The organism is Escherichia sp. 94.0001 (assembly GCF_013369155.2).
GTDB lineage: Bacteria > Pseudomonadota > Gammaproteobacteria > Enterobacterales > Enterobacteriaceae > Escherichia > Escherichia coli_F.
The window spans coordinates 1-263 of the sequence record NZ_JABWMS020000311.1 but is presented as its reverse complement, the minus strand read 5'-3'; the positions used below and the strand labels follow the sequence as shown (position 1 = coordinate 263).

The window sequence follows — 263 nt, the reverse complement described above, 5'->3', positions numbered from 1 at the left end:
GTAAACAGTGCGAAACGGTGGAGGTGGATGAGGTTCCTGTTTACCGGCAGAAAAAGATGCAGACGGAGGAGTGCCATCAGGAAGCCCCTCCGGCGGAAAAGAACCCCCCGGTTTCACTGCCGCCTGATGACCGGCAAAGTCTCACACCACTGCCAGGTATTGATTACATGGAAGACGGTCTTCCTGATCCGGTAAAAGCGATGGGGAGGATCCTGGTGGAAAACCTGATAATTGACCCGAAACTGGCACTGGATGCGGCCTGG

The 263-nt window shown here is 55.1% G+C and carries 1 pseudogene; it reads left to right on the top strand.

Going from position 1 to position 263, the window contains the following annotated elements:
* Positions 1–17: 17 nt before the first annotated feature.
* Positions 18–263: pseudogene (locus HEN33_RS25890) on the top strand (terminase small subunit); the annotation flags it as partial.